Source organism: Nocardioides sp. Soil796, assembly GCF_001429525.1.
Classification (GTDB): domain Bacteria; phylum Actinomycetota; class Actinomycetes; order Propionibacteriales; family Nocardioidaceae; genus Nocardioides.
The window spans coordinates 203,967-204,562 of sequence record NZ_LMSQ01000018.1 but is presented as its reverse complement, the minus strand read 5'-3'; the positions used below and the strand labels follow the sequence as shown (position 1 = coordinate 204,562).

Genomic DNA, 596 nt, shown 5'->3' with positions numbered 1-596 from the left:
GTCCTCGACCTTGGCCACGGTCCCGCGTCCGGTGGGGTGGCTGGTGGACAGGGCGGCCTGGTGGAGGTGGACGTAGACCACGGCCCGGGGCCGCAGCTTGGTCGGATCGATCGAGCGGAGCGTGTCGAGCAGATGCTCAGGGAACCCCTCGGCCCAGGCCACCGGTGACGAGCCGGGGTCCGCGTCTTCCGGCTCGCGCTCATGCTCGGGCTCGGGATCCGGTGCTGGGTCGGCGGCCGCATCGGAAGCTGCATCCGGCTCGTGGTCGGCTCCGGTCTGGTTGTCGTCGCGGGCCGCGTCGCCCTTGCCGGCGGGCTCACTGTTGCTGGGCTGGCCCTGGTCGTCGCTGCCGCCCTCGTCCGCGTCTGCATCGTCGGCGTCGGTGTCACCAGCTTCGTCCGCGTCTGCATCGTCGGCGTCGGTGTCACCAGCTTCGTCGTGGCCGTCGCCGGGCTGGTCCTGGTCGGTGGAGTGTGGTCCGGGGTCGGGGTCCTCGGCGTGCTCGAGCAGCAACGCGAGCAGCTCCGCGGGGCGCGCCAGCCATCCGAAGGCTTCGGCACGCCTCGTGTCGAGGGGCCGGTAGGGGTTCTCCTCGG

The 596-nt window shown here is 72.5% G+C and carries 1 pseudogene; it reads right to left on the bottom strand.

Annotated features, from left to right (window positions below):
• Window positions 1-596, bottom strand: a pseudogene (locus ASH02_RS26380) (hypothetical protein); the annotation flags it as partial.